The 24,822-nt window shown below is 67.5% G+C and carries 20 protein-coding genes; 10 read left to right on the forward strand and 10 right to left on the reverse strand.

The features are described from left to right. Window positions 1-162: 162 nt before the first annotated feature. The 6 genes from NFU08_RS11210 to NFU08_RS11235 all read left to right on the forward strand — a co-directional run bounded on the left by NFU08_RS11210 (window position 163) and on the right by NFU08_RS11235 (window position 8,292). On the forward strand, window positions 163-2,988 hold the full coding sequence (locus tag NFU08_RS11210; RefSeq protein ID WP_251423270.1) for an aconitate hydratase: 2,826 nt from the start codon (window positions 163-165) through the stop codon (window positions 2,986-2,988). Window positions 2,989-3,129: 141 nt separating this feature from the next. After that, window positions 3,130-5,103 (forward strand): 1-deoxy-D-xylulose-5-phosphate synthase, encoded by a 1,974-nt coding sequence (gene dxs, locus NFU08_RS11215; protein ID WP_251423273.1) that lies wholly within the window; start codon window positions 3,130-3,132, stop codon window positions 5,101-5,103. Continuing rightward, entirely contained in the window at window positions 5,100-5,717 is a 618-nt protein-coding gene (locus tag NFU08_RS11220) for a DUF402 domain-containing protein (protein WP_251423275.1), read from the forward strand. The genes dxs and NFU08_RS11220 overlap by 4 nt, the downstream gene beginning before the upstream one ends. Then, window positions 5,714-6,274 (forward strand): hypothetical protein, encoded by a 561-nt coding sequence (locus NFU08_RS11225; RefSeq protein WP_174179313.1) that lies wholly within the window; start codon window positions 5,714-5,716, stop codon window positions 6,272-6,274. The genes NFU08_RS11220 and NFU08_RS11225 overlap by 4 nt, the downstream gene beginning before the upstream one ends. A 7-nt stretch (window positions 6,275-6,281) precedes the next feature. Further along, the gene (locus NFU08_RS11230) at window positions 6,282-7,259 is read left to right on the forward strand and encodes an aldo/keto reductase (RefSeq protein ID WP_174179311.1); all 978 of its coding nucleotides are present in this window, start codon (window positions 6,282-6,284) and stop codon (window positions 7,257-7,259) included. A 7-nt stretch (window positions 7,260-7,266) separates the two neighbouring features. Further along, window positions 7,267-8,292 carry a nucleoside hydrolase gene (locus NFU08_RS11235; protein WP_251423278.1) on the forward strand — a complete coding sequence of 342 codons (1,026 nt, stop codon included), beginning with the start codon at window positions 7,267-7,269 and terminating at the stop codon, window positions 8,290-8,292. 21 nt (window positions 8,293-8,313) lie between these two features. Here NFU08_RS11235 and NFU08_RS11240 read toward each other — a convergent pair whose 3' ends face one another. Next, entirely contained in the window at window positions 8,314-9,738 is a 1,425-nt protein-coding gene (locus tag NFU08_RS11240) for a mycothione reductase (protein WP_251423281.1), read from the reverse strand. A 212-nt stretch (window positions 9,739-9,950) separates the two neighbouring features. On the opposite strand from NFU08_RS11240, the gene NFU08_RS11245 reads away from it, so the two are divergent. The 3 genes from NFU08_RS11245 to NFU08_RS11255 are packed head-to-tail and all read left to right on the forward strand — an operon-like array spanning window position 9,951 to window position 13,111. Beyond that, window positions 9,951-10,766, forward strand: coding sequence for an ECF transporter S component (locus NFU08_RS11245; RefSeq protein WP_251423284.1), 816 nt, complete (start codon window positions 9,951-9,953; stop codon window positions 10,764-10,766). 11 nt (window positions 10,767-10,777) lie between these two features. After that, the gene (locus NFU08_RS11250) at window positions 10,778-11,521 is read left to right on the forward strand and encodes an energy-coupling factor transporter transmembrane component T (RefSeq protein ID WP_251423287.1); all 744 of its coding nucleotides are present in this window, start codon (window positions 10,778-10,780) and stop codon (window positions 11,519-11,521) included. 3 nt (window positions 11,522-11,524) lie between these two features. Then, complete coding sequence (locus NFU08_RS11255; protein ID WP_251423290.1) at window positions 11,525-13,111, forward strand: ABC transporter ATP-binding protein; 1,587 nt, start codon at window positions 11,525-11,527, stop codon at window positions 13,109-13,111. Here the strand turns inward: NFU08_RS11255 and NFU08_RS11260 are convergent, their stop codons facing one another. The 9 genes from NFU08_RS11260 to NFU08_RS11300 form a co-directional block, all read right to left on the reverse strand. After that, window positions 13,112-15,271: a 3-hydroxyacyl-CoA dehydrogenase NAD-binding domain-containing protein gene (locus NFU08_RS11260; protein WP_251423293.1), complete on the reverse strand. Its 2,160-nt coding sequence runs from the start codon at window positions 15,269-15,271 to the stop codon at window positions 13,112-13,114. Further along, window positions 15,268-16,545, reverse strand: coding sequence for a thiolase family protein (locus NFU08_RS11265; protein ID WP_251423296.1), 1,278 nt, complete (start codon window positions 16,543-16,545; stop codon window positions 15,268-15,270). The genes NFU08_RS11260 and NFU08_RS11265 overlap by 4 nt, the downstream gene beginning before the upstream one ends. 341 nt (window positions 16,546-16,886) lie before the next feature. Continuing rightward, on the reverse strand, window positions 16,887-18,221 hold the full coding sequence (locus tag NFU08_RS11270; protein ID WP_174179297.1) for an HRDC domain-containing protein: 1,335 nt from the start codon (window positions 18,219-18,221) through the stop codon (window positions 16,887-16,889). Window positions 18,222-18,336: 115 nt separating this feature from the next. After that, window positions 18,337-18,987, reverse strand: coding sequence for a DUF3000 domain-containing protein (locus NFU08_RS11275; RefSeq protein ID WP_174179295.1), 651 nt, complete (start codon window positions 18,985-18,987; stop codon window positions 18,337-18,339). A gap of 75 nt (window positions 18,988-19,062) precedes the next feature. Beyond that, window positions 19,063-20,148: a low specificity L-threonine aldolase gene (locus NFU08_RS11280; protein ID WP_174179334.1), complete on the reverse strand. Its 1,086-nt coding sequence runs from the start codon at window positions 20,146-20,148 to the stop codon at window positions 19,063-19,065. A gap of 30 nt (window positions 20,149-20,178) precedes the next feature. Continuing rightward, window positions 20,179-20,898 carry an SDR family oxidoreductase gene (locus NFU08_RS11285; protein WP_174179293.1) on the reverse strand — a complete coding sequence of 240 codons (720 nt, stop codon included), beginning with the start codon at window positions 20,896-20,898 and terminating at the stop codon, window positions 20,179-20,181. After that, the gene (locus NFU08_RS11290) at window positions 20,895-22,262 is read right to left on the reverse strand and encodes a DUF6421 family protein (RefSeq protein WP_251423299.1); all 1,368 of its coding nucleotides are present in this window, start codon (window positions 22,260-22,262) and stop codon (window positions 20,895-20,897) included. Before NFU08_RS11290 ends, NFU08_RS11285 begins: the two co-directional genes overlap by 4 nt. 144 nt (window positions 22,263-22,406) lie before the next feature. Next, window positions 22,407-22,916 carry a peptide-methionine (R)-S-oxide reductase MsrB gene (gene msrB, locus NFU08_RS11295; RefSeq protein WP_251423302.1) on the reverse strand — a complete coding sequence of 170 codons (510 nt, stop codon included), beginning with the start codon at window positions 22,914-22,916 and terminating at the stop codon, window positions 22,407-22,409. 14 nt (window positions 22,917-22,930) lie between these two features. After that, complete coding sequence (locus NFU08_RS11300; RefSeq protein ID WP_174179287.1) at window positions 22,931-23,422, reverse strand: hypothetical protein; 492 nt, start codon at window positions 23,420-23,422, stop codon at window positions 22,931-22,933. Between the two features lie 125 nt (window positions 23,423-23,547). On the opposite strand from NFU08_RS11300, the gene NFU08_RS11305 reads away from it, so the two are divergent. Then, complete coding sequence (locus NFU08_RS11305) at window positions 23,548-24,822, forward strand: S9 family peptidase (protein WP_251423305.1); 1,275 nt, start codon at window positions 23,548-23,550, stop codon at window positions 24,820-24,822.

Here is a 24,822-nt window from a genome sequence, read left to right on the forward strand (position 1 = left end):
CACCGTCGTTTTCGACTACGATGGCCGTAGTAGTCCCACGTCGCGCTCCGTAATCACGGCCGGCCGTGTGCAATTTTCGGGCCCGGATCTAATTAGGGCCTCCTAACTAGCAGGCGGTCAACCGCGCGACAAAGATGAAACTGTTGCGAGAGGAGTCCTGCGATGAGCACTGTGGACAGCTTCGGTTCAAAAGGCAAACTTAATGTAGCCGGAACCGAATACGAAATTTTCCGGTTGAACTCCGTTGAAGGTGCAGAAAACCTTCCGTTCAGCCTCAAGGTATTGCTTGAAAACCTGTTGAGGACCGAGGACGGCGCGAACATCACTGCCGATCACGTCCGCGCCCTGGCAGGCTGGGATCCCAATGCCCAGCCCGATACAGAAATCCAGTTCACGCCTGCACGCGTGATCATGCAGGACTTCACCGGCGTTCCCTGCGTGGTTGACCTGGCGACGATGCGTGAAGCGGTCAAGGAACTGGGCGGCGATCCCAAGAGGGTCAACCCGCTGGCGCCTGCCGAGATGGTCATTGACCACTCGGTCCAGATCGATGCCTTCGGCAACTCCGGCGCGCTGGAGCGCAACATGGAGATCGAATACCAGCGCAACGGGGAGCGTTACCAGTTCCTGCGCTGGGGCCAGACCGCGTTCGACGACTTCAAGGTTGTCCCGCCGGGAACCGGCATCGTGCACCAGGTCAACATCGAATACCTGGCCCGCACGGTCATGACCCGCGAAGTTGACGGTGCGCTCCGTGCGTACCCGGACACCTGCGTCGGTACCGACTCCCACACCACCATGGTTAACGGCATGGGCGTCCTCGGATGGGGCGTCGGCGGCATCGAAGCCGAGGCAGCCATGCTGGGCCAGCCCGTTTCCATGCTGATCCCGCGTGTTGTGGGCTTCAAGCTGACCGGCTCCATCCCGGCCGGCGCCACCGCCACCGACGTGGTGCTCACCATCACCGAGCAGCTCCGCAAGCACGGTGTTGTGGGCAAGTTCGTGGAGTTCTACGGCGAAGGCGTTGCCGCTGTGCCGCTGGCCAACCGCGCCACCATCGGCAACATGAGCCCGGAATTCGGTTCCACGGCTGCCATGTTCCCGATCGACGACGTCACCCTGGACTACCTGCGCCTCACCGGCCGGTCAGACCAGAACGTGGCACTGGTAGAGGCTTACGCCAAGGAACAGGGCCTCTGGCACGATCCTTCCCGCGAGATCAAGTTCTCCGAATACCTGGAACTGGACCTGTCCACGGTTGTTCCGTCCATCGCCGGCCCCAAGCGCCCGCAGGACCGCATCGAACTGACTGAGGCCAAGGACGAATTCCGCCACGACCTGAAGAACTACGTCGCCCACGATGCCGACGCCGGCACCCTGGACGAGTCGCTTGAGGAGTCCTTCCCGGCCTCCGACGCGCCTTCCTTCACGGCTGGTTCGACCCACATCTCCGACACCGACCGCGAGCCCCCGAAGTACTCGGCGGCACACGGCGGCGCCGGGCGCATCTCCAGCCCGGTTCCGGTCAAGATGGCCGACGGACGCGAGTTCGAGCTGGACCACGGTGCGGTCACCATCGCATCGATCACGTCCTGCACCAACACGTCCAACCCGTCGGTCATGCTGGCCGCCGCTGTGCTGGCACGCAACGCCGTCGAAAAGGGCCTCACGGCCAAGCCGTGGGTCAAGACCTCCGTTGCCCCCGGCTCGAAGGTTGTCACCGACTACTACGAGAAGTCGGGCCTGACGCCCTACCTGGAGAAGCTCGGCTTCTACATCGTGGGCTACGGCTGCGCCACCTGCATCGGCAACTCCGGTCCGCTGGAAGCCGAGGTCTCCGAAGCAATCCAGGCCAACGACCTCGCCGTCGCAGCTGTCCTCTCGGGCAACCGCAACTTCGAAGGCCGCATCAACCCGGACGTCAAGATGAACTACCTGGCCTCCCCGCCGCTGGTCATCGCCTACGCCCTGGCCGGTTCCATGGACTTCGACTTCGAAACCGATGCCCTCGGCAAGGACGAAGCAGGCAACGACGTCTTCCTGAAGGACATCTGGCCCAACCCGGTTGAGGTCCAGCAGGTCATCGATTCCTCGATCGACAAGGAAATGTTCGCCAAGGGCTACGAAGGCGTCTTTGAGGGTGACGACCGCTGGAAGGCGCTCGACACTCCCGCCGGCGACACCTTCGCCTGGGATCCGAACTCCACGTACGTCCGCAAGCCCCCGTACTTCGAGGGCATGCAGGCCAAGCCGGAGCCGGTCAAGGACATCACGGGCGCCCGCGTGCTCCTGAAGCTGGGCGATTCGGTCACCACCGACCACATCTCCCCGGCCGGTTCGTTCAAGTCCGACACCCCTGCCGGCCAGTACCTCCTGGCCAACGGCGTGGAGCGCAAGGACTTCAACTCCTACGGATCCCGCCGCGGCAACCACGAGGTGATGATCCGCGGTACGTTCGCGAACATCCGCATCAAGAACCAGATCCTGGACGGCGTCGAGGGCGGTTTCACCCGCGACTTCACCCAGGACGGCGGCCCGCAGGCCTACGTCTACGATGCTGCGCAGAACTACCAGGCAGCCGGCACCCCGCTGGTGATCCTGGCCGGCAAGGAATACGGTTCCGGGTCCTCCCGTGACTGGGCTGCCAAGGGTACCGCCCTGCTGGGCGTCAAGGCCGTCATCGCCGAGAGCTACGAGCGCATCCACCGCTCCAACCTCATTGGCATGGGCGTCCTGCCGCTGCAGTTCCCGGCCGGCGAATCCGCCGCAACCCTGGGCCTGTCCGGCACGGAGACGTTCTCGGTTGAGGGCGTCACCGCCCTGAACGAGGGCACCACGCCCAAGACCCTCAAGGTCACGGCAACTGCCGAGGACGGCAGCTCGAAGACGTTCGACGCCGTCCTGCGCATCGACACCCCCGGTGAAGCGGACTACTACCGCAACGGCGGAATCCTGCAGTACGTCCTGCGCCAGATCTCCGCTAACTAGCGGTTCCTGACAGCAGGCACCACCTTCCGAAGCCCCGGCCGGTCACCGACCAGCCGGGGCTTCGGCTGTGCAGGTGAGCCTTGTCCCGCGGCCCAAGGCGTTAGAGTTAAACGGCACGTCTACCACCTGAAGGAGGGGTCAGTGGGAATCTTGGAGACCATCCGGAATCCGCAGGACCTGAACGAGTTGTCCGAAGACCAGCTGAAGCAGCTGGCTTCGGAGGTCAGGGACTTCCTGATCACGAACGTCTCCCAGACGGGCGGGCACCTCGGACCAAACCTCGGCGTGGTGGAACTGACCCTTGCCGTGCACCGCATCTTCGACTCGCCCCGTGACAGCATCGTCTTCGACACCGGGCACCAGTCCTACGTCCACAAGCTGCTGACGGGGCGCCAGGACTTCAGCACGCTGCGCCAGGAGGGCGGAATTTCCGGATACCCCTCCCGGGCCGAATCCGAGCACGACATCGTCGAGAGCTCGCACGCCTCATCCTCCCTGTCGTGGGCGGACGGCATCTCCCGCGCCCGCCAGCTCACCGGTGAAGGCGACCGGTACGTTGTCGCCGTGGTGGGGGACGGTGCGTTGACCGGCGGCATGGCCTGGGAAGCCATCAACAACATCGCCGCGGACAAGAAACGCCGCGTGGTGATAGTGGTCAATGACAACGGCAGGTCCTACGCGCCCACCGTCGGCGGCTTCGCGGACTACCTCGCCTCCCTGCGCCCCACGATTGACTCCTTCCGGACCGCACCGGCATACGAAGTGGCGCTGGACTGGTGGAAAAAGAAACTCCAAAACGGGGGACCGGCGGGCCAGTTCACCTACAAGAGCCTGCACGCCATGAAAAAGGGCATCAAGGACTGGTGGGCTCCGCAAGGCATGTTCGAGGACCTCGGCATGAAGTACATCGGCCCCGTGGACGGCCACAACCTCCAGGCCATGGAGCACGCCCTCTCCACAGCCAAGCACTACGGCGGCCCGGTCATTGTGCATGCGATGACCGAGAAGGGCCACGGTTACGCACCCGCCCGCGCCCACGAGGCGGACCAGTTCCATGCCGTCGGCATCATCGACCCCGAAACCGGCGAGCCCACAGGTGCCGCCGGCGCCCAGTCCTGGACCTCGGTCTTCGCCGACGAAATAGCGGCCATCGCGGATGAGCGGAAGGACGTCGTCGGCATCACCGGAGCCATGCTCATCCCCGTCGGCCTGCACAAATTCGCGGCCCGGCACCCGGACCGCGTGATCGACGTCGGCATCGCCGAACAGCACGCCCTCACCTCCGCCGCCGGCATGGCCTTTGGCGGGCTGCATCCGGTGGTGGCCGTCTATGCGACCTTCCTGAACCGGGCCTTCGACCAGCTCCTGATGGATGTTGCCCTGCACAAGGCCGGCGTCACTATCGTCCTGGACCGCGCAGGCGTCACCGGGCCGGACGGCGCCAGCCACCACGGCATGTGGGACATGTCCATGGTCCAGATCGTCCCCGGACTCCACCTGGCGGCGCCCCGTGACGCCAGCAGGCTTCGCGAGGAACTGCGCGAAGCCGTGGCAATCGGCGATGCACCCACCGTGGTCCGCTTCTCGAAGGGATCCGTCGGGGCGGAAGTGGAAGCGCTTGAACGCCTCAGCGACGGCGTGGACGTGCTGGCCCGGCGGCCCAGCGGTTCCACAGAGAACGACGTCCTGATCGTCAGCGTGGGCGCCATGTCCGAACTGGCGCTGGACGTGTCCAACCGCCTCGGCGCGCAGGGCATCAGCACCACCGTGGTGGACCCGCGCTGGGTCCTGCCCGTCCCGCGTTCCATCATCGCGCTGGCATCGCACCACCGCCTGGTGATCTGCATCGAGGACGGCGTCCGTGCCGGCGGGGTCGGTTCGCGGATCCGCCAGGAAATGCGGGCGGCCGGAGTGGATACGGCCTTGAACGAGGTCGGCCTGCCGGTCGAGTTCCTGGACCACGGCACCCGCGCCCAGATCCTTGAACGCGTCGGCCTGACCGCCCAGCAGATCACGCACGACGTCGTCGCGCAGGTCCTCGGCACAAAGGTCCCCTTTGCGCGTCCCCTGCCCGGCCAGCAGCACCCCACCACCGGCAGCCTTCCGATCCTGTGAGGGGAGAGGCTGAGCTGAAATACCCCGGCGTCCTGGGGGAGCCTGTCGGGGAAAGCCATACGGCAGCAACGCGGGTACCGGAGAACCTGGAGCCCGGCCAGCTCGTGGTGGCACGGAACCGTAAATGGAACGGCAAAGCCCACTGGGTGGTACCGGGACGCTACCTCGGCGAGGACCGGCATGGCTGGTGGATCTTCCAGGGCACCAATGAATTCTGTTCGCGCCCGGGCGCGGCGTTTTACACCAAATCAGATGCCGTGCTCCTGGTGCCCCGTGAAGGCGACTGGGTGGCCACTTTCTACGATGACGCCCATCCGGGCGGCATGCGGGTCTACATCGACCTTGCCGTGGCCCACGAGTGGAGCACCATCCGCCCCGCAGTCACCGAATTCCACGTCATCGACATGGACCTGGACGTCGTCCATACGGCCGGCAGGGGCGTGTTCATCGATGACGAGGACGAATTCGCGGAACACCGCGTTGCCATGGACTATCCCGCAGTACTGGTGGAATCCCTCCAGGCATCGGCGGACCAGCTTTACCAGGCCGTGAAGGCGCAGCACGCACCGTTCGACGGCACTGACGCCGAATGGTTTACCAAAGGACGGTCATGAGCGGAATTGTCAGGGTTTACAAGCGCGACGACGAGGGCACCCTCCATTTCCGGGAGGCGTGGTATGACGAGGACTACGGCCAGTTCGTGATGAACTACGGCGTTGTGGGGCACCAGAGCAAAACCGAGGAAACGGACGTCGCCACGCCCGAGGCGGCGGAGAGCCTCCTGGACGCCTTCGCAGCCCAGTGCGCCGAAGACGGCTACGCCGAAATCCCGGAAAAGGAACAGTTCTGGGTGGTGGCCCAGTTCGCGCTGAAGACCCGGGAAGGCACCGACAGGGACCGCTACCTGGAGGAAAAAGCCACGGACGCCCTCATCAGCCACCTGGCCTGGCGCGGGCTGGGGACGGTGGAACGCTCCGAATTCACCGACTACAAGCTCAACATCTTCTGCCTGTGCCCGGAGGTGAACAAAGCCGTTAACGCCGTCAAGGTCTGCATCCGCGGCGAGGACCTGGACTTTACCAAGCTGAGCATCGGTGCCGCCCCCTTCACTGAGCCCACCACCTTCAAGCTCAAGCACTCCGCCAAGCCCGCTGCCGGCTTCAGCCTCTAGGAGCACCATGCCCACCTACCGCCGCCTCGGCAAGTCAGGCCTGACCGTGTCCACGGTGGGCCTTGGCTGCAACAATCTCGGCCGCGCCAACACCGCCACCGAATCCCAGGAGGCCACGGACGGCGTCGTCCACGCAGCGATCGACGCCGGGATCACCCTGTTCGACGTCGCCGACACGTACGGGCGGGAACCAGGGCTCAGTGAGGCGATGCTCGGGAAGGCGCTCGGCGCCAGGCGTGGGGACATTGTCCTGGCCACGAAGTTCGGCATGGACATGAAGGGTGCCAGCGGCCCGGACCTCGGTGCACGCGGCTCACGCCGCTACATCATCCAGGCCGTGGAAGCCTCGCTGCGGCGGCTAGGCACCGACTGGATCGACCTCTACCAGTTCCATACGCCGGACCCGTTGACCCCCATCGACGAGACCCTGTCAGCACTGGACACCCTCGTCAGCAGCGGCAAAGTCCGCTACATCGGGCACTCCAACCGTGCCGGCTGGCAGATCGCCCAGGCGGAGTACGTTGCGCGGGAACTGGGATGCGCCCGCTTCATCTCCACGCAAAACCACTACAACCTCCTGGATCGGCGCGCGGAGCTTGAGGTGACGCCGGCGGCAGAGGAGTTCGGGCTGGGCGTCCTGCCCTACTTCCCGCTCGCGAACGGACTGCTGACCGGCAAGTACTCGCCCGGCCATGCCCCGGACGGATCGCGCCTCAGCCACACCCGCCAGCACCTGGTCCACGACGCCGACTGGGACCAACTGGGCAGGTTCAGCACTTTCGCCCGGGAACGCGGCCTGACCGAAATCCAGGTTGCGTTTTCCTGGCTGGCAGCCCAGCCTTCGGTGGCCAGCGTCATCGCCGGCGCCACCGGGCCGGAACAGGTCCGCCAGAACGCTGAATCAGCCGGCTGGGCGCCCTCGGAGAAGGACCTCGCGGAGCTGGACAGCATCTTCCCTGCCGCTCCCAGGGTTGCCCTGTTCTAGGACCGGGATGAGCGCCTTCCTGCTGGACGTGGACACGGGCATCGACGATGCCCTGGCCCTGGCCTACCTTGCCGCCCTGCCCGATACGGAATTCGTTTCCGTGACAGCCACCCCCGGGAACGTGGACGCGGACCAGGTGGCGCGCAACACCCTGGCATTGCTCGAACTGTGCGGCAGGCCCGGAGTGGAAGTGGCCATCGGCGCACGCGAACCGCTGGCCATACCGCTGCTCACCACTCCCGAGACCCACGGACCGCAGGGAATTGGCTACGCGGTCCTGCCCCAGCCGGCCGGGGCGGTGTCGGAGCGGAACGCCGTCGACCTCTGGGTTGAACACGCCCGCAACCGGCCAGGGGAGCTTACCGCCCTCATCACTGCGCCGCTGACCAACTTTGCGTTGGCCTTGCGGCAGGAACCGGAACTTCCCGAACTGCTCGCCAAGGTGGTGATCATGGGCGGCAGCTTCTACCACCAAGGCAACACCACGCCCACTGCGGAGTGGAACACCCACGTGGACCCGCACGCCGCCAAGGAAGTGTACGCCGCTTTCCGGGGCCGGGCACCGGAGAAACTTCCCATTGTCTGCTCCCTGGACACCACCGAGCGGATGGAAATGCACCCCCACCACGTGCGCCGGCTGGCGGAAGCGGCCGGTGCCCGCATCCCCGAACTGGTGCTGCCTGGACAACCCGAGGGACTGCGCAGCACCTCGGACAACACCCTCGTCCGGCACCTGTCCGACGCCCTGCGGTTCTACTTCGAGTTCCACCGGCACTACGACCAGGGATACCTGGCCCACGTCCACGACTTCTTCGCCGCCGGCGTCGCAGCGGGCACCCTGGAGTTTGAGGCCCGTCCAGCCACGGTGGACGTCGAGACCGGGTCGCCGCTCCTGGCTGGCACCACGGTGGCAGACTTCCGCGGACTCTGGGGCGCACCGCCGAACGCCCGCGTGGTCTCCGCCAACTATCCCGCAGCGGCCTTCACCGAGCTGGTCTCAGCGGTGGGCGGCCTCGCCGCCCGGCTCGCCTAGCGGCCGCTTTCGACGGCGGAACTACAGCGGGGCGTCCTCCGGCAGGTCGACGTCCAGTGCCAGGAGGGCATTTTCCACCACCTCGGTCAGCGCCGGATGGATCCAGTACGGGCCACGGGCCAGCTCATGGACGGGCACCGACCCGGCCATGGCCTGGACCAGGGGCTGGAGGAGGATGGATGCTTCATGACCCAGGATGTGGGCACCCAGCAGCCTGCCTGAGGACTTTTCGGCCACAAGTTTGACGACTCCTTCGCCATCCTCCATGGCCCAGCCGTAGGCGGTGGTGCCGTAGTCCTGGACGGCGGTCACGATGTCGGTTCCCGCGGCTGCCCGTGACCGGGCTTCTTCCTCGGTGAGGCCGACCGATGCCACCTGCGGGTTGGAGAAGACTGCGGCAGGCACTGCGGTGTAGTCGATGCGGCGCAGCCGGTCCGGGTGCTCCAGGTTGTGCGCCACCACGCGGGCTTCCCGGTTGGCCACGTGCTTGAGCTGGTACCGGTTGGCTACGTCGCCCAGGGCGTAGACGCCGTCCAGCGGCTCGCCGTGGGAAAGGACCCGCAGCCTGGCATCCACGGCCAGGGTTCCGTCGTCGTCCACGTCGAACCCGGCGGCCTCCACGCCCAGCCGGTCCGTGTTGGGAACCCGGCCGGTGGCCAGGAGCACAACATCCGCCGGGACGCACAGCGGCCGGCCCTCGGCATCGGCGAAGTTCACCTCAACGGTGCCGGTGCCGGTGTCCTTGATGGACTGCAGCGAGAAGCCCGGTTCCAGCCTCCACCGGCTTGCTGCAGCCGCCGCGAACCGCACGGAGATGTCGGCGTCGTGCCCGCGCAACAGCCGGTGCGAGCGGTTGACCTGGGTTACAACCGAGCCGAAACCGTGGAAGATCCCCGCGAACTCAGCCGCAATGTATCCGCCGCCAACCACCACCACCCTTTCCGGCAGCCCGTCGATCCGCATCACGGTGTCCGAGGTGTGCACCTGCGGCAGGCCGATTCCCGGCACATCGGGCAGGACGGCCCTGGAGCCTGCGGCAACCACAACCTGCTCAGCCGTGATATCTACACCGGATTCGGTCCGCAGGGCCCGGGGCCCGGTGAAGTGTGCGTAGTCCTCATAGAGGTCAACATGGTCCAGTTCCTTTGCCCGGTAGTCCCGGCCGGCTGAGGAGATGGAATCGATCCGGCCGAATATCCGGTCGCGGATCCCGTTCCAGTGCACTTTGTCCAGGCTGAGGTCGACCCCGAGCCGGGCTGCCTCATGGTGCGCCGCGGCCAGCCCGGCCGGATACACGAACATCTTGGTGGGAATGCACCCCACGTTGAGGCAGGTGCCGCCGAAGACGCCGCCGTCGATGAGGGCCACCCGCTTGTTGTCCCAATATGGCGTGATCAGAGAATTGCCGGAGCCGGATCCGATGATGGCGAGGTCATAGTGGGGCATGGCGGGTCTTTCCACGGCAACGGCAGGCGGAATTTGCCTGTCCGGGCAGTCTAGGGCAGTCCGGGACCGGATGCCCCGGCAGCGGTGCTTCGCCAGTAGAATAATCGCGGACGGAACAGGCGCAGCAGCCTGCCGCCAGCTGCCGAGGTGACATACGCAGCGTTCCACCGGCCCGGACTCCCGGGCCTCCACGCGCACCCTGAAGGAACTCCATGTCGCCCTCCCTGACGATGCCCGCCCCGGCACCGGCCGCCGCCCGCAAACGCCGCCTGCTGGAAATCCTTGGCGCGGTGGCCATCGCCGCCACCTACATCTACCTTGTGCTCAACCAGCCGGCTGACATCACCGGCGGGCCCGGCAGCGCGTCCGCCCTCATTGCCCTCTCCGGCTTCCTGGCGGGTGCCATCCTGCTGATCGTCGCCGTCCTCCCGGCGTTGCCGGCCTCCACCGTGGTGCTGATCCCCGTCGCCCTGGTGCTGAACATCGTGCTCGGTCAGTTCGTGGGCAGCACCCTGGTCCCGTTCTACCTCGATGCGATCGGCACGGTCCTCATCGCCGTGCTGGCAGGACCGGCTGCAGGCGCCGCCACCGGAGCGCTCAGCAGCATTGTCTGGTCCTTCTTTAACCCCACGGTGCTGCCCTTCGCAGCCGGCGCCGCACTGATCGGCTGCCTGGCGGGACTCGCCGCGCGCCACGGCATGTTCCGACGCTTCTACCTCGCCCCCGTTGCAGGCTTCGTCACCGGGATCATTGGGGGAGTGGTGTCCGCGCCGGTGGCGGCCTTCGTCTTCGGCGGCACCTCCGGCGTGGCCACCGGTGCCATCGTCAGCGCCTTCCGGTCCATGGGGGACACCCTGCTGGCCGCCATTACCAAGCAGGCGCTCATCTCCGATCCCATGGACAAGGCGATCGTCTTCACCGTGGTGGCAGTCCTGGCCTACGCCCTTCCCCGCCGTGCGCGCCTGCAGTTCCCGTTTGTCCGCCGGCACCGCGTGCTGGCCGGAACCACACCCGGACAGGACTCCTGACCACCCTGCCCATGCGCCTCCACCCGCTGACCTCCCTGGCAGCCGCCGGCAGCACGGCAGTGATAACGACGGCGGCAGCCAGCCTGCCGCTGTCCCTCGCCGTCATGGGTGCTGCCGTGGCCCTCTCGGCCCGGAGCGGCACGGCACGGAGGCTGCTGCCCGCGGCAGCGGCAGTGCTGCTCCCGCTGGGCTTGTCGCTGCTGGTCATGCACGGGCTGTTCTTCCCCGAGGGGCGGACAGTCCTGGCCCAATGGGGAATGGCACGCGTCACCGCGGAGGGGCTTGCCTTCGCCCTGGAAAGGGCAGCGCAGCTGGGGGCGGTGGTCCTTGCCCTTTTGGTGTTCTCCTTCAGCGTCCGCGTGCCGGACCTGGTGGCGGTGCTGTCCTCGCGCGGTCTCCACGGACGGTTCGCGTTCGTGCTGGCCTCCACCTTGACCCTGCTGCCGGCCATCACCTCCCGCGTGGAACGGATCCGGCAGGCACAGGAATCCCGCGGACTGGTGGTCCGCCGCGGACTGCTGCACCGCGCGGCCGCGTTCCGGCTCCAGGCAGTGCCCTTGGTCCTATCCCTGATCGAGGATGCCGGCACCCGGACAGCGGCCCTCGAAGCGCGGGGCTTCAGCAATCCCGGGCCCCGGACCAGCTACCGGGCCGTTCCGGATCCGCGGGGCCAGCGCGTGCTCCGGGCCGCCCTGCTGGCCGCCGCAGCAGCCGCGGTCGCGGCGCGGCTGCTGCTCACCCAGGCAGGAAGCTGAGCCATGTCCGTCGCGCCGCACTCAACGGAATCCCTGCCGGTACTGTCAGCCGGCATCCGGAGCTTCACCTACCACGGGGACGGGCTCCCCGTGCTGGAGGGAATTGATCTCGACCTCGCTCCGGGAACCTTGACTGCCGTCCTCGGGGCCTCCGGAAGCGGCAAGTCCACCCTGGGCCGGCTGCTGTCCGGATGGCTTCCGCCCGGAACCGGAGGCACCCTCCGCGGCTTCCTTGAACTCGCGGGCACGCGCCTGGAGTTCGGCGCTGGCGGCGACCCGCGGATCAACCCCGCGGAATGGGGCCGCCACGTTGGCTTCGTTCCCCAGGACCCCGCCGCCGTCCTGTCCACGGTGCGGGCAACTGTGGCGGAAGAACTCGCGTTCGGGCTGGAAAACGCGGCAGTGGAGCGGCAGGCCATGAAAGCCGCGGTGGAGCACACTGCAGCCCTCCTCGGGCTCACGGAGTTCCTGGAACGGGATCCGGGCTCGCTTTCCGGCGGGCAAATGCGCCGCCTCGCCATCGGCTGCGCCATTATCGCCGGGCCGCGGGTGCTGATCATGGATGAGCCCTTTGCGTCGCTGGACACTGCGGGAACTGCCGGGCTGGCACGCCTGCTGCAGGACCTCGTGAGGCTCGGAACCGCCGTCGTGGTTCTCAGCCAGGTGGTCGACGCGCCGCTCCTGGCCGCCGGAACCTGGGTTGTCCTGGAGAACGGCAGCGTCACTGGAAGCGGCACCCCGGCCGGGCTGCAGGCCGGCTCCGGGCTGCTGCCGCCCGGAATTCGGGCCTCCGGCGGCGCGCCTGCACCGGCCGTGGACCATGCCGGGGCGGCACACGCGGACCGTCTGCTGCCACGCGGCGGCGCCGGTGTCCCTGCGCTGGAACTCCGCGGGGTCTGCTTCGGCTACGGCACCAGGGGCAACGCAGCAAGCGGCAGGACAACCTGGCGCCGGATCCGGGGCGGAAGCACTGCAGCCCATGCCTCCGCTCAGGTGCTTCAAGGCATCAGCCTGCGCGTCCGGCGCGGCGAGATCGTGGCGGTGACCGGCCCCAACGGAGCAGGAAAATCAACGCTGCTGCGCCATGTCAACGGTCTCCTGCGGCCCACCGCCGGCCGCGTGCTGGTCAACGGCAGGGACATTGCAGGGGAGCCGGCCGGCGAGGCGGCACGTTCCGTGGGACTGCTGTTCCAGCAGCCCCGGGACCAGCTGTTCGAGCGGACCGCCCTCCGCGAAGTGCGTTTCGGCCTGGACCGCCTGTTCCACCCCGACGAGGCCGCCGGCCGTGCCCTGGAGGCGCTGTCCGCCGTCGGCCTTGCGGGGGCGTCCGACGCGCACCCCGCCGAACTTCCCGCATCAGGCCAGCGCCTCCTCGCCCTGGCCACGGTGCTTGCCCGCAAACCGGCAGTCCTCGCCCTGGACGAACCCACCGTGGCGATGGACGGCGGCGGCCTTGCCCTGCTGGACGCTGCGGTGCGTTCCGCTGCAGGGGAGGGCGCCGCCGTCGTGCTGGTCACGCATGACCTTGACTATGCGCGGGCCGTGGCGCACCGCGTGGTGACGCTCGACGGCGGCCGGCTGGACGGCTAATCAGGCAGGGCGCGATGCCACTCCCGGCGGCAGGAAGCGCCGTCCGTTGACGCGCTCTGAGGCACCTACCCTGTCGAGGTAGGGGGTGATGCCGCCCAGGAACATGGGCCAGCCCGCGCCCAGGATCATGCAGAGGTCGATGTCCTCGGGAGCGGCAACCACGCCCTCGGCGAGCATGAGGCCGATTTCCTCCGCCAGGGCATCCTGCGTGCGCCGCAGCACCTGCTCCGACGTTGAAGGGGAGGTGCCGAAGGACATCAGCGCCAGCGTGGACTCCGGAATTTCCTGCGAACCGTCCGGTCCTGTTGCCCACAGGCTCTTCACGCCGTTGTCGATGAGCTTCTGCAGGTTGGCAGACACGGCGAAGCGTTCGCCGAAGGCAGCGTGCAGCGACTCCTGGACGTGCTGGGCTACGGGGAGCCCCACCATGGCGCCGAGGGTGAAGGGCGTCATGGGCAGGCCCATGGGCCGCAGGGCGTTGTCCGCCACCTCAGCGGGGGTGCCCTCGTCAAACGCTGCCGTCACCTCTCCCATCAGCCGGAGCAGGATGCGGTTGACCACGAACGCGGCGGCGTCCTTGACCAGCACAGCCGTCTTTCTCAGTCCCTTGGCCAGCTCGAAGGCGGTTGCGAGCACGGCGTCGTCTGTCCTGGGGGCGCGGACGATTTCCAGCAGCGGCATCACGGCCACCGGGTTGAAGAAGTGGAAGCCCACAACGCGCCCGGGGTGCTGCAGGTCCTCCGCCATGGCAGTGACGGACAGTGACGAGGTGTTCGTGGCCAGGATGCAGTCGGGTGAGACGATAGCCTCGAGTTCCGCAAAGACCTGCTTCTTGACGTTCAGCTCTTCGAAGACGGCTTCGATCACAAAGTCGGCGTCCGCGAAAGCGTCCTTGGACACAGACCCCGTCACCAGGGCCTTGGTCCGGTTGGCAGCGTCCTGGCTGATGCGCTTCCTGTCCAGCAGCTTGTCCACCTCGGCATGGACATAGCCCACGCCCTTGTCCACCCGGGCCTGGTCGATGTCCGTCATCACCACGGGGACCTTGAGCTGGCGGGCAAAGAGGAGTGCCAGCTGGCTGGCCATCAGGCCCGCGCCAACAACGCCCACCTTCGTGACAGGACGGGCGAGCTTGCGGTCCGGGGCGCCTGCGGGGCGCTTGGAGCGCTTCTGGACGAGGTCCAGGAACGCGTACACGGTGGCACGGAACTCGTCGGTCTGCATGAGGTCGGCGAGGGTTTCGCATTCGAGGGCAGCGGATTCCGCCTGGGTCATGGTGCGGTTTGCCTCGAGGATGTCCAGGACCTTCCCCGGCGCCGGCGCCGCATTGGACGTCTTCGCGTCAACGGAGGCCCGGCCGGCCTTGACGGCAGCATCCCACTGTGCAGCGGTCGCCGCATCGGCGGGATCGACGGCGTTTGCCCTTTCCGGAACCACGGCGCCGGAAATGACGCCGGCCGCCCACGCAAGGGACTGCTCCAGGAAATCTGCCGGCTCGAACAGGGCGTCCGCGATGCCGAGGCCGAACGCCTGGGCCCCGGTCAGGGTCTTGTTGTTGCTAAGCGGGTTTTCAATCATTACCTTCACGGCGTTTTCCGGGCCGATGAGGCGCGGCAGGATGTACACGCCGCCCCAGCCCGGGACCAGGCCCAGGACGGCCTCCGGCAGCGCAAGTGCGCCCGCCCCGGTGGAGACCGTGCGGTAGGTGGACTGGAGGGCAATCTCCAGCCCTCCGCCCAGTGCCGCGCCGTTGATGAACGCGAAGCTGGGGACGCCCAGGCCGGCCAGCGTGCTGTACACGTCGTGGCCCAACTGCGCCATCCACAGCCCGTGCTCGCGCTGGTCCAGGTTCTTGACGGCGGACAGGTCGGCGCCCGCCACCAGGTAGTAGGGCTTGCCGGTTACTCCGACGCCGACGATCTCACCCCGGTCAGCGCGTTCCCGCAGACCTTCCAGGACCTTGCCGAGCTCCACCAGCGTGTTGGGCCCCAGAGTGGTGGGCTTGGAATGGTCCAGGCCGTTGTCCAAGGTGATGAGGGCGAACGTGCCCGGGCTTTGCTTCCCGGCCGGTGCGGGCAGTTCGATGTCCTGGACGTAGGAATGCGTCACTGTTTCGTTGGGGAACAGGTCGGCAAGTCGGGTGAAATCTTCGGCGCTCATGCGGCTCCTTCGGAAACGGTGTGGGTGGCGGAGTTTGCCGGCCGGGCTCCGCTGTAGTCGGCGTGGTGGGGGTTTTCCCAGACCACCGTGGCGCCCATGCCAAGGCCAACACACATGGTGGTGATGCCGTACCGGACGGAAGGGTCCTCCTCGAACTGCCGGGCCAGCTGGGTCATCAGCCGCACGCCGGAGGAGGCCAGCGGGTGGCCCACCGCGATGGCGCCACCGTAGCGGTTGACCCGGGGGTCGTCGTCGGCAATGCCAAAGTGCTCCAGGAAGCTCAGTACCTGGACGGCAAAAGCTTCGTTGATCTCAAAGAGGCCGATGTCCCCGATAGCCAGCCCTGCGTTCTTCAGGGCCTTCTCGGTGGCCGGCACCGGGCCGATGCCCATGACTTCCGGTTCAACGCCCGCGTAGGCGTAGCTGACCAGGCGCATCCTGACCGGCAGTCCAAGCTCCGCCGCCGCGTCGGACGATGCCAGGACAGCGGCGGTTGCGCCGTCGTTCAGGCCCGCGGCGTTACCCGCAGTGACCCGCCCGTGCGCCCGGAACGGGGTGCGGAGGCCGGCGAGGTCAGCCAGGGAGGTGCCGGGCCGCGGCGGCTCGTCCACGGTATGGAGCGTCCAGCCCTGGCCGGGCTTCATGGCTGCCACGGGAACCAGGTCCGGCTGGATGCGGCCGTCGCGGCGGGCGGCCTCATATTTGTCCTGGGAGGCTACGGCATACGCGTCCGTGCGTTCCTTGGTGATGGACGGGAAGCGGTCGTGCAGGTTCTCTGCGGTGTTCCCCATGTTGAGGGCGGCGGGGTCCACCAGCCGCTCGGACATGAAACGCGGATTCGGATCAGCGCCTGAACCCATGGGGTGGTTGCCCATATGCTCCACGCCCCCTGCCACCGCCACGTCATAGGCTCCGAAACTGATTCCGCCGGCCACAGCCGTCACCGCAGTCATGGCCCCTGCGCACATCCGGTCGATGGCGAAGCCGGGGACCGTCCTGGGCAGGCCGGCCAGCAGCGCGGCGGTCCGGCCCAGGGTAAGGCCCTGGTCTCCGGTCTGGGTGGTGGCAGCGATCGCCACCTCATCAATCCGTTCCGGCGGCAACGAGGGGTTGCGGCGCAGCAGTTCGCGGATGCATTTCACCATCAAGTCATCAGCCCGGGTGCCCGCGTAGATGCCCTTTTCCCCGGCCCTGCCGAACGGTGTGCGGAGGCCGTCCACAAAGACGACGTCCCGGACAGTGCGCATGGATGCGCCGCTTTCCTGGTGGCTCACGTATAACTCCTCATCGAGACGTAGGCGCCGGATGCATGCCGGGATGCGGCAGCCAGCCTGGCGGCAATACCTTCGATGTTACTCGTGAGTAACTTAGCCCGCAAGGCCCCCGTTTGATGGGACGCTCTCTCACTTAATGCATCGTATTGGCAAACGCTCTCTCACTTTGATCCTCAAGTACAGCGAGAGAGCGCCGCCAAAAAGCGCATCGAGTGAGAGAGCGTTGGGGTTGGACACGCATCGAGTGAGAGAGCGTTTGGGTTGGACCGGCATCGAGTGAGAGAGCGTCTGGGTTGGACCGGCATTGAGTGAGAGAGCGTTTGGGGAGTTGTTGGCTGCGGCTACTGGCCGGCCGGGGCTGCGTCCGCTTTGGGTTCCTTGGCGGGCAGCGGCTGGGGGTGCAGGAACGCGTCGGAGATGAGGGGGGCGGCCAGTTCCACTTGCCAGTCCCGTGCCCCCAGTGCGCGCAGTTCCGCGGCAATCGCGTCCTCGCTGACATCCGCCGGTGGCCGCCAGGCCACCCGCCGCAGGTAGTCAGGGGTCAGCAGGTTCTCCAGCGGCAGGTTCAACTCCTCGGCCCGCGCCTGCAGCAGCGGCCGGGCGGTGGCCAGCCGGGCAGCTGCAGCCGGATCGCGGTCGGCCCACACGCGCGGCGGGGGTGGCGCATTGGTGGGCAGGTGCAGCGGCGGGAGCTCATCCAGGTCCCGGGCTGCAGCGATGCACCGCAGCCAGCGGGGAGCCTCCCGCTGGGCAGCCCGGCCGTGGAAGCCCTTGGTCCCCAGCAGTTGCGGCACCGTGGACGGCATCGCCTTGGCTGCGGCCACCAGGGCAGAGTCCGGGATCAGCCTCCCGGGCGCAACGTCCCGCTTCTGCGCCAGGGAGTCCCGCTCCAGCCACAGCTCCCGCACGGCAGCAAGCTGCCGGCGGTCCCGGATCTGGTGGAGCCCTGAAGTCTTCCGCCAGGGATCGACGCGGGCCGGCGGCAGTCCTGCGGCCAGGATCGCAGCGAACTCCTGCTCGGCGTACTCCAGCTTGCCGTCGGCCTCCAGGAGTTCGATCAGCTCCTCCCGTAGTTCCGTCAGGACCTCAACGTCCAGTGCGGCATACCGCAGCCAGGGTTCGGGCAGGGGGCGGGTGGACCAGTCGGCGGCCGAATGCTCCTTGGCCAGCCCGAAGCCCAGCAGCTGTTCGATGACGGCCGCGAGTCCCACACGGGGGAGGCCGGCGAGCCGTGCCGCGAGTTCGGTATCAAAGAGTTTGTCCGGCCACATGCCCAGTTCGGAGAGGCAGGGCAGGTCCTGGCTTGCGGCGTGCAGGATCCACTCGACGCCGCGCAGGGCGTCATTGATGATGTCCAGGTTCCCAAAGGGCTCGGGGTCGATCAGCCAGGTACCGGCGCCTTCACGCCGGATCTGGACCAGGAAAGCGCGCTGCCCGTACCGGAAACCGGAAGCACGCTCAGCGTCAACCCCAGCCGGCCCCGTTCCTGCCGCTATGGCCGCAGCGCAGCGCTCCAGGCCGGACTGCGTTTCGATCACCAGCGGAACACCGTCCCGTGGTGCCGCAAGTTCGACGATTTCGGGGACGGGGCTGTCAAAGCCTTCCACCGTGATGTGGGGTGCGGTATCAGCAGCCGGGACGCCGGCCGTGGTGTTATCCGGAATGTTAGGGGTCATGATGCCCTTAGTTTACCGGCCGGCCGGTCCGCGCCTGCGTGCGGGACATCGTGCGGGCCTGCAAAGTGCTGCCTTCCGTCCCTGGGCGCCCTTTGTGCGCCACCGGCCAGGGCCCTCAGTTCCGCCGCCGGTGCGTCAGCGGCGTGACGCCGTCCGGCAGGGGCGGCAGTCCGGCGAACGTGCAGACCATATCCGACCACGCCTCGAGGTGGGCCCTGACATCGGATGTGGCTGGCGTCCAGGAGGCACGGAGTTCAATATCAATGGAACCAGGACGCTCCGAGAGGGTGCCGAAGCTTTCGGAGAGGACGCGCGTGGCCGTACCGCCCGCTGCCCGGTACGGTGCCTTGTGGTTTTCCAGTGCCTCCACGAGCCAGGTCCAGGCGACTGTTCCGAGCATCTCATCGTTGCCCATCTCGGGCTCCAGTTCCGCGCGGATATAGGTGACGATGCGGAACTCCCCGCCCCAGACCTCCGACCCGTCCGGGTCGTGCAGGAGGATGAAGCGGCCCGTTGCCAGTTCCGTGCCGCCGTCGTCTTCCGTTCCCGACGCGGCGGCCAGTGCCATGGCAGCCGGGCCGTGGAGCGGCGTTCCGGCCGTGCCGGCGCCGGGAGCATAAACCTCGGCACCGAGGGCCACGGCAAATGGCGCCAGGCGGGCAGGCGCCGGAATCTCCGCCAGGCGGAGCTCCCGGCGGCACTGGGCTTTCCTGAGGGTTCCCAAGGCGTGGAGAAACTCCGGGGGAACCTGGTCAAGTGCGTTCACCTTCGCAGGTTACGCAACCGGGCCGGGCCGGGCGGGTAGGCTCGCCGCCCGCCCCCTGCCCTGGTGCCCGCAGCGTCATCCCTCACGCTGCCGGAGTTCCCGGCGGATGGCGGCAGCAAAGGTATCCACGTCTTCCTCGGTGGTGTCAAAGGAACACATCCAGCGGACCTCCCTGGCAGCCTCATTCCAGTCGTAGAAGCGGAAGGACGTGCGCAGCCTGTCAGCCACGCCTTCGGGGAGGATGGCGAACACGCCATTGGACTCGGTCTTCTGGGTGGGCTGGACGCCGTCGATGGTGTCGACGGCGGCGCGGAGCCGGGCGGCCATGGCGTTGGCGTGGGCGGCGGAGCGCAGCCACAGGTCACCCTCCAGGAGCGCGATGAACTGCGCGGACATGAAGCGCATCTTGGACGCCAGCTGCATGTTCATCTTGCGCAGGTACACGAGCCCGTGCGCGGCTTCCGGGTTCAGGGCCACCACCACTTCACCGAAGAGCAGGCCGTTCTTGGTTCCGCCGAAGGACAGGATGTCCACGCCGGCGTCGCGGGTGAAGGCGCGCAGCGGAACCTGGAGGTGGGCCGCGGCGTTGGCCAGCCTGGCACCGTCCATGTGGAGCTTCATGCCCCGGGCATGGACGTGGTCGGCGATGGCGCGGACCTCCTCCGGCGTGTAGCACGTGCCAAGCTCGGTGGTTTGGGTAATGGAGACGGCGAGCGGCTGGGCACGGTGCTCGTCGCCCCAGCCCCATGCCTCCCGGTCGATGAGTTCGGGCGTGAGCTTGCCGTCTGGCGTCGGAACGTGCAGCAGCTTGATGCCGCCGACGCGCTCGGGGGCGCCGTTTTCGTCCATGTTGATGTGGGCCGTTGAGGCACAGACCACCGCCCCCCAGCGGGGGAGCAGCGACTGCAGCGAAAGGACGTTCGCGCCGGTGCCATTGAAGACCGGAAAGCACTCAATCCCGGGCCCGAAGTGCTCCTCCATCAGTTCCTGCAGCCTGGCTGTGTAGTCGTCCTCGCCGTAGGAGACCTGGTGGCCGTCGTTCGCGGCAGCCAGCGCTGCGAGGACTTCCGGGTGGACCCCGGAATAGTTGTCCGAGGCGAAGCCCCGCACGTTCGGATCGTGGAGGCGGATCCCGGCGGCGGTTTCAGCAGTTGTTGTCATGGGTTTGCTCACGCTTTCAGTCTAGGTAGGTCAGGGCGCCAGCAGCATCCGGCTGCCGTTCAGTTCCGCGGCAGGGGCCTGGAAGAGGCCGACGACGGCGCGCGCCAGGTCCCCGACGTCCGTCGCCCCCGGGAATGAACGCTCCGGGTGGCTGCGGCGCAGCCCCTCATCCACCAGGGCCTTGACCACCAGGACGACGGCGGCCGCCGTGCCGCCGTCGACCTTGCCGGCGTCCCGGCGGAAACCGTCCGCCACGGCCATGGTCCAGGCCTCCGCGGCTGCCTTCGCTGCGGCATAGCTGGCCGCCGCCGCCGAGGGCTTGGCGACGGCGGTGGAGGACACCATGGCGAAGCGGCCGTCGGGGGAGGCGGCGACGTCGTCGTAAAAAACGCGCGAGACGTTGCGGAGCGTCGTGATGGCTCCCCGCTCCAGGAAGTCCCAGTCCTCGTCCGTCTGGTCCGTGATGCCGCGCGCGCCCCGCCAGCCGCCCACCAGGTGGATCACCGCATCCATCGGCCCGGCAGCAGCGGAGACCTCGGCCCGCAGCTGGCGTACCTCCTCCATCCGTGCGAGGTCGCACACGAAGGGGGCAACGCCGTCGCCCGCCTGTTCGGCCGCGGCACTGATCCTGGCCTGGTCCGACCCCACGGTGAAGACGCGGTGGCCCGCTTCCCGGAGGGCGCGGGCCACGGCAATGCCGGACGCTCCGCTGCCGCCGGTGACCAGTACGTTCAGCCGCCGTTGTGTCACAGGGCAGAGGCTCCGGTGATGCCGGCCGTGGACTCGATGACGGGGCGCATCTTCTTCTCCAGCGCTTCGTAGAACATGGACAGCGGGAATTCGTCGTCCAGCACCTGGTCGGTGAGGCCGCGGGGCGGGCCGGCCAGCGGCAGGGCCTCCGGGCCCTTCGCCCAGACGGACGCCGGGTGGGGAGTGACGGTCGCGGAAATCAGCTGGTACGCGGCCAGCCAGTGGGCAGTCTTGGGCCGGTCGATGGAGCGCCAGTACAGCTCGTCGATGCTCGCGCCGAGGGCGATGACGGCGTTGGCCACTTCGTCCCAGTCGATGGTGAGCCGGGTGTCCGTCCAGTGCAGGACCCGCTGCTGGTGCAGCCAGGCGAACAGGAGCTGGCCGCCCAGGCCGTCGTAGTTCCGGACCCGGCTGCCGGTGATCGCGAACCGGAAGATGCGGTCAAAGAGGATGGCGTACTGCACCAGTTTGGCGTGGCGCCGGGCCTCGGGATCGGCGTCCTCGTCTTTTTCTATCCTTACCGATTCGCGGAACGCCGTCAGGTCGCAGCGCAGCTCTTCGAGTGAGTACAGGAAGAAGGGCATCCGCTGCTTGATCATGAACGGATCGAACGGCAGGTCCCCACGCATGTGCGTCCGGTCGTGGATCAGGTCCCACATGACAAACGTGGCCTCGGTCAGGTCCTGGTCGGCGAGCAACTCCGCTGCGCCTTCGGGCAGTTCCAGGCAGGTGATCTCGGCTGCGGCTTTGAGGACGCGGCGGAATCTGGCCGCTTCCCGGTCCGCGAAGATGGCCCCCCAGGTGAAGGTGGGGGTCTTGCTGACGGCGACGGTCTCCGGGAACAGCACGGCGGAATTGGTGTCATAGCCGGCAGTGAAGTCCACGAAGCGGATGGGAACGAACAGCTTGTTCGCGTAGTCGCCCGCCTCGAGGCCGGCAATGAACTCCGGCCAGATCACTTCGACCAGGACTGCCTCCACCAGGCGGCTGCTGCTGCCGTTCTGCGTGTACATGGGGAAGACGACCAGGTGCTGGAGGCCGTTCCGGCGCTGCTCCTGCGGCTGGAAGGCGAGGAGGGAGGACAGGAAGTCCGGAGTGGCAAACGCGGTGCCGGCCCAGCTGGAGAAATCCGCGCACACGGCGTCCAGGTAGGCGGCGTCGTGCGGGAAGGCGGGGGCCAGGGCGCGGACGGCGCGGACGATGTCCTCCACCAGGGACGCGGCCTCGGAGTGGTGCGCGGCGTCCGGGATGGAACCGTCCTGGACCTGGAGGGCCTGCAGGGCAGTGGCGGCGGCCTTGAGCCGCTTCCAGTCCTGGTTCTCTGCGGAAATCCCGGTGACGGCGGTGGTCAGGGTTTCGGTCATCGTCGGCTGCCTTTCTGGTTGCTTGCTACCTGATGCCGAGCGTAGCAAGCAACCAGCAGGGCTAATGCCGAAATGGTCTTAGCCTAAGAAAGCGTTAGGCTCAGGTGCCCAATCTGCCACGGGAGGAGGCCCGCAGCTGGGGGATCAGTTCTCCTGTTCCGTTCCGCTGACCTGCGCATCCTCCTGCGGGACCAGCCGGATCGAAATGGAATTAATGCAGTAACGCTGGTCCGTAGGGGTTCCGAAACCCTCGCCTTCGAACACATGGCCCAAATGGGAATCACACGATGCGCAGCGGACCTCCACCCGGTCCATCCCCAAGGTGCGGTCGTGGATGTAGCGGACGTTCCCCTCAGCGAGCGGGGCCCAGAAGGACGGCCACCCGCAGTGGGAATCGAACTTTTCCTTGCTGGTGAAGAGTTCTGTTCCACACGCGCGGCACTGGTAGACGCCGGCTGTGTGGGTGTCCCAGTATTCACCGGTGTACGGACGCTCGGTCCCCGCCTGGCGGAGCACATGGTATTCCTCGGGCGTGAGCTCCTCACGCCATTGGGCATCGGTCTTTTCAGCGCCCTTGCCGCCCACAGCGGACGCCGCTTCCGGAGCTGTGTCGGGGGCCTTGTGTCCGAAGATGCTGTTTCCGAAGATGCTCATAGCCTTGTCAACGCTCACGAGTCGCCAATAAATCCCGAGCCCGCGTACAGGTGCAGCACGGGTACTCCCAGCTGGTCCTGTGCCTTGTTGGCCCAGTCCGTGTGGAACGTGTCCGCCACGGCGTGCGGCCGGGTAATCACTACTGCCTGCGCAGCGCCGGTCTCACGTACTTTCGAGACCAGGCCACTGACAGCGCCGCCGTCCACGACTTCCCCCGTGACGCCTGAACCCAGTCCTTCCAGGGCCGCAAGGGACACGGACAGGGTCTCAGCGGCCTTGGCACGTTCCTGGGTGGGATCCGGAGCGTGGGAGGTCAACTCCCGGAAGGCCTTGGCGATGTCCAGCAGCGAAAGGTTCTCGAGGAAGTCCACCAGCAGGTGCCGCTCGGTGTTTGCCGGCACCAGGACAACCAGGCGGGTATCCGCGCCGTCCACGAGGCGTTCGATGTTCAGGCGGTCGTCCGCCCCCAGGGGTTCTTCGGTCAGGATGACGATGGGTTCACTCATGGCCCTAGCCTAGTCCTGCAGCGCTGCCCTGCGCAGTGGCAGCCGCGCCGTCCGGAGGTGCGGGCAGGCCATGACCGCACGCGGCGGAATGCGGGCATCCGTCCCGGGCCGGTAAGAATAGTTTCATGGCATCTTTCCAGCGAACCCGCCCCGCCCCCGTCCAGACCAGCCCCGATTCCGGGGGGATGTCGCTGCGGGCCAAATGGGCGATCGGCGGCGCGATCGGCGGAGGTGGCGTGGCAGGGCTCCTGGCCACGGGGTCATCGGCGCTCGCGGTGTACTTCGCGCGGCGGGTCATCACACCGGCACGGCAGCGGGCAGCAGACCAGGAGATGCTCGCGCTCATCAGGGACGGCCAGCGGCAGCAGGCGATCTTCGCCGCCACGGACGACACCACGGTGGACGGTGTTTACGGATTCTTCTTCGACGGCGGCAAAGGGCACGCGCGGATCGGCCGCATCGTTTCCTATTCGCCCGCCGAGCGGACCGTCCTGCGGGACGTTGAGGCGGTCTACTCCGGGGACCTCTCCACCGCCCGCCGCGGCTGGTGGAGCGGAGCTGTCCATCCGGACCCCGCCGCCGTCGGACTGCCGTATGAGGAGGTCATGATTGACGTTGACCGGGGGCAGGCCCCGGCGTGGCTTGTCCGGGCCGGCGGGACGGCCCGGACCTGGGCGGTCATGGTGCACGGACGCGGAGCCACGCGCCAGGAGGCGCTGCGCGCCGTAGGCCCCGCTTTGGAGCTGGGGCTGACCAGCCTCCTGGTGTCCTACCGCAACGACGGCCTTGCCCCCTCCGCCGACGACGGCCGGTACGGCCTGGGTTCCACGGAATGGCGTGACGTCGAGGCGGCGATCGAGTACGCACTGGCCAACGGTGCGGAAGAAATCGTGCTGTTCGGCTGGTCGATGGGCGGCGCCATCTGCCTGCAGGCGGCCGACCTTTCCCGCTGCCGGCACCTGATCCGGGCGATGGTGCTCGATGCGCCCGTCACCGACTGGGTGAACGTCCTGGCCCACCATGCACAGCTGAACAGGATTCCCTCCCTGGTGGGCCGGTATGGCCAACTCATGCTGGGGCATCCCCTGGGGAGGCGCCTCACGGGATTGTCTGCCCCGGTGGACCTGAAGGCGATGGACTGGGTGTCCCGTGCAGTGGAACTCCGCACGCCCACGCTGGTGCTGCACAGTGTCGACGACGAATACGTGCCGTACGGGCCCTCGGCCCTGCTCGCCGAGCGGAACCCGGAGATGGTGACCTTCGAGCCCTTCCACCAGGCACGGCACACCAAGGAATGGAACGTCGATCCGGAGCGGTGGGAAAGCCTGGTCAAGGCGTGGCTGCGGCAGCAGCTGGCGCCCAGGCTGAATCCGGGCGCGCTGGCCCCGGCCAGTTCCTGA

Source organism: Pseudarthrobacter sp. NCCP-2145 (assembly GCF_023708005.1).
Classification (GTDB): Bacteria; Actinomycetota; Actinomycetes; order Actinomycetales; family Micrococcaceae; genus Arthrobacter; species Arthrobacter oxydans.

Excerpts from the sequence above, each read along its gene's own strand:
- NFU08_RS11225 (WP_174179313.1), top strand. The coding sequence starts at position 5,714 with ATGAGCGGAATTGTCAGGGTTTACAAGCGCGACGACGAGGGCACCCTC.
- NFU08_RS11240 (WP_251423281.1), bottom strand. The coding sequence starts at position 9,738 with ATGCCCCACTATGACCTCGCCATCATCGGATCCGGCTCCGGCAATTCT.
- NFU08_RS11245 (WP_251423284.1), top strand. The coding sequence starts at position 9,951 with ATGTCGCCCTCCCTGACGATGCCCGCCCCGGCACCGGCCGCCGCCCGC.
- NFU08_RS11230 (WP_174179311.1), top strand. The coding sequence starts at position 6,282 with ATGCCCACCTACCGCCGCCTCGGCAAGTCAGGCCTGACCGTGTCCACG.
- NFU08_RS11280 (WP_174179334.1), bottom strand. The coding sequence starts at position 20,148 with ATGACAACAACTGCTGAAACCGCCGCCGGGATCCGCCTCCACGATCCG.
- NFU08_RS11210 (WP_251423270.1), top strand. The coding sequence starts at position 163 with ATGAGCACTGTGGACAGCTTCGGTTCAAAAGGCAAACTTAATGTAGCC.
- NFU08_RS11235 (WP_251423278.1), top strand. The coding sequence starts at position 7,267 with ATGAGCGCCTTCCTGCTGGACGTGGACACGGGCATCGACGATGCCCTG.
- NFU08_RS11270 (WP_174179297.1), bottom strand. The coding sequence starts at position 18,221 with ATGACCCCTAACATTCCGGATAACACCACGGCCGGCGTCCCGGCTGCT.
- NFU08_RS11290 (WP_251423299.1), bottom strand. The coding sequence starts at position 22,262 with ATGACCGAAACCCTGACCACCGCCGTCACCGGGATTTCCGCAGAGAAC.
- NFU08_RS11255 (WP_251423290.1), top strand. The coding sequence starts at position 11,525 with ATGTCCGTCGCGCCGCACTCAACGGAATCCCTGCCGGTACTGTCAGCC.
- NFU08_RS11305 (WP_251423305.1), top strand. The coding sequence starts at position 23,548 with ATGGCATCTTTCCAGCGAACCCGCCCCGCCCCCGTCCAGACCAGCCCC.
- msrB (WP_251423302.1), bottom strand. The coding sequence starts at position 22,916 with ATGAGCATCTTCGGAAACAGCATCTTCGGACACAAGGCCCCCGACACA.
- NFU08_RS11250 (WP_251423287.1), top strand. The coding sequence starts at position 10,778 with ATGCGCCTCCACCCGCTGACCTCCCTGGCAGCCGCCGGCAGCACGGCA.
- NFU08_RS11260 (WP_251423293.1), bottom strand. The coding sequence starts at position 15,271 with ATGAGCGCCGAAGATTTCACCCGACTTGCCGACCTGTTCCCCAACGAA.
- NFU08_RS11300 (WP_174179287.1), bottom strand. The coding sequence starts at position 23,422 with ATGAGTGAACCCATCGTCATCCTGACCGAAGAACCCCTGGGGGCGGAC.